General features: G+C 61.5%; 3 protein-coding genes and 1 pseudogene. 3 read left to right on the top strand and 1 reads right to left on the bottom strand.

What is annotated here, in order from left to right; all coding sequences use genetic code 11:
- Positions 1 to 91 precede the first annotated feature (91 nt).
- Positions 92 to 835: a lipoyl(octanoyl) transferase LipB gene (lipB, locus tag J0I64_RS08510; protein ID WP_291407156.1), complete on the top strand. Its 744-nt coding sequence runs from the start codon at positions 92 to 94 to the stop codon at positions 833 to 835.
- A 38-nt stretch (positions 836 to 873) separates the two neighbouring features.
- Positions 874 to 1404 (top strand): DUF4282 domain-containing protein, encoded by a 531-nt coding sequence (locus J0I64_RS08505; RefSeq protein ID WP_291407155.1) that lies wholly within the window; start codon positions 874 to 876, stop codon positions 1402 to 1404.
- Between the two features lie 57 nt (positions 1405 to 1461).
- Here J0I64_RS08505 and J0I64_RS08500 read toward each other — a convergent pair whose 3' ends face one another.
- Positions 1462 to 1839 carry a DoxX family protein gene (locus J0I64_RS08500; RefSeq protein ID WP_291407154.1) on the bottom strand — a complete coding sequence of 126 codons (378 nt, stop codon included), beginning with the start codon at positions 1837 to 1839 and terminating at the stop codon, positions 1462 to 1464.
- 240 nt (positions 1840 to 2079) lie between these two features.
- Between J0I64_RS08500 and J0I64_RS08495 the strand changes: the two are divergent.
- Positions 2080 to 2670 (top strand): annotated as a pseudogene (locus J0I64_RS08495) (radical SAM protein); the annotation flags it as partial.

Here is a 2670-nt window from a genome sequence, read left to right as displayed (position 1 = left end):
CAATATTGTCGAGGGTGTTCATAAATATGAGTCTTATGACAGGGCCGCTCGCGGAATGCCGGGGGCTTCGTGAATTAAGGATTGCTCAGGCTTGGTTATGGAAGTCTTAACGACGAACGACGAGGCGTGCCAAATTCGTTCGAAACTGCATCGAGAAGATCACAGGGCCGTCGAATGGGTGCAGTTCGACGGGCTCATGGACTACGAACGCACGCTAGCCGCGATGGAGAATCGCGCTGCGCAGATCGCTGCGGGCGAGGCCCCGGAGGCGGTGTGGCTGCTCGAGCACCCTCCCCTCTATACGGGCGGCACCTCGGCGCAGCCCGAAGATCTCATCAATGCGCGGTTTCCCGTTTATCCCGCGGGGCGCGGTGGACAGTACACCTATCACGGCCCTGGCCAGCGGGTTGCCTATGTAATGCTCGACCTGACCCAGCGCGGGCGCGACATTCGCTGCCTGGTCAAAGGGCTGGAACAGTGGGTGATAGACACCTTGGCTGCCCACAACATCACGGGCGGGCGGCGCGAAGGCCGGATCGGTGTGTGGGTGCAGCGGCCGGACAAGGGTTTTGGGCGCGAGGACAAGATCGCCGCAATCGGCGTGCGCGTGCGGAAATGGGTGACCTTCCACGGCATCTCCCTGAATGTGGACCCCGATCTCGGCCACTATGATGGCATCGTGCCCTGCGGGATCACCGATCAGGGCGTGACCAGCGTTGAGGATCTTGGACAGCTCGTTTCCATGTCGGAAGTCGATTCGGTCATGCGCAGCACGTTCGAGACCATTTTCGGCCCGACCCTCCTGACGCCAGGCGCACTTGCCAGCGTGGCGTAAGGCCCTACTTTGAGCCCATCCGAATCGAGGAGCCCGGCATGACCACGGACGACCTGAAACGCCTTCTCACCCGCCAGACGCTGTTCCGGCTCGACGCCATCCTGTCGCCGCGCCTCGTGCCCATCCTTTATGCACTGGGTCTGGCGTCGATCCTGCTCTGGGCGGTCAGCCATTTCTTCTACCGTTTCGGCAGCAGTTTTGGTGACGGCATTTGGGGCCTGCTCGAAATTGTCGTCTTCGGCCTTGCCGCGCTCGTCGCACTGAGGATCGGCTGCGAAGCGCTGCTCGTGTGGTTCAAGGCGCATGAGGCGACCGGCGAGAGCGTCAACCGCTCGCGCTATTCGGCCTCGCTGCTCGATGAAGTGCGCGACGCCATTCGCGATCTCGCCGAGCATGGTGAGGAAACGGACTATGCCGAGGCCGACGAATATTTCACGCCCGGGACAGAAGCGCCGCCGCAGGTGACGCCCGAGGGCGATATCCGGCGGGAGCCTTCGAGCACTGCGGGTGAACCGTTCAAGCCCAAGCGCACCGCGAAACGGACGCCGCCCACCACACCGACTACCTGACACGAAAAGGCCGCCGCGGATCGCTCCGGGCGGCCTAATTGTTTCAGGCGAAGCGCCTTACTGCTTGTTGACGCTCCAGGTGCCCGGACCGGCAAAGACCAGGTACAGGAAGAAGAAGCAGAACAGGATCGCTGCATCGCCGCCATTGTTGACGGGGAAGAAATCAGCGGGAAAGTGGGCCATCCAGTAGGCGAAGGCCATGGTGCCCGAGGCAATGAAGGCGGCCGGGCGGGTGAAGAAACCGATACCGATCATGATGCCGGTGATGATTTCGATGACGCCGGCGAACCAGAAGATCGAGAAGGCGGGCGGAGCGAATTCTGCTGCCGGGAAACCCATCAGCTTCTGGGTGCCGTGGGCGAGGAACAGCAAGGCTGCCACAATGCGCAGCACGGCGAGGGCCTGCGGCGCATAGGCGGAGAGACGATCGAACATAAAAACACTCCCGTGTGCGGCGCCGGTCTTGGCGCCAGAGGGAGACGCCTAACCCAGACCGTCGGTTCCAAAAACCGAACATTTGGGAACGCACTGTTCGCTGATCCGCATGTTCAAGAGTGCGTGTCCACCGCTCGGGGAAGGTCTGCCAAGCCCCGCGCGAGGGTCAGTCACATTGCGTAACCGTCCAACATTCTGTATGACGCGCCATCCAATTCAATTCCGGACTTTCGCACGCGCATGACTCAGGCGCCCAAAATCGGTTTAGTCAGCCTCGGCTGCCCCAAGGCGCTCGTGGACAGCGAACGCATCATGACGACCCTGCGCGCGCAGGGTTATTCGTTCAGTCGCGACTATGCCGGCGCCGATATCGTGCTGGTCAATACCTGTGGTTTCCTCGACAGCGCCAAGAAGGAAAGCCTTGAGGCGATTGGCGAAGCGCTGAACGAGAACGGTCGCGTGATCGTTACCGGTTGCCTTGGCGTCGAAGAAAGCATGATCCGCGAAACGCACCCGAATGTGCTCGCGATCACCGGTCCACACCAGTACGAAGACGTTGTTTCGGCCGTGCACGACCATCTGCCGCCGGTGCCCAACAAGTATATAGACCTGGTGCCGGAGAGCGGGCTGAAGCTGACGCCCCGGCACTATGCGTATCTGAAGATTTCCGAAGGCTGCAACAATCGCTGCTCGTTCTGCATCATTCCGCAGATCCGCGGCGATCTCGCCTCGCGCCCGGCTGCCGGTATTCTGTCGGAAGCCGAGGGGCTCATCCGCTCCGGCGCCAAGGAACTGCTGGTTATCTCGCAGGACACCAGTGCCTATGGCCTC

Source organism: Devosia sp. (genome assembly GCF_017307565.1).
In the GTDB taxonomy this organism is placed as follows: domain Bacteria; phylum Pseudomonadota; class Alphaproteobacteria; order Rhizobiales; family Devosiaceae; genus Devosia.
The sequence above is the reverse complement of the archived record's forward strand: the minus strand, read 5'-3'. Positions and strand labels throughout refer to the sequence as shown.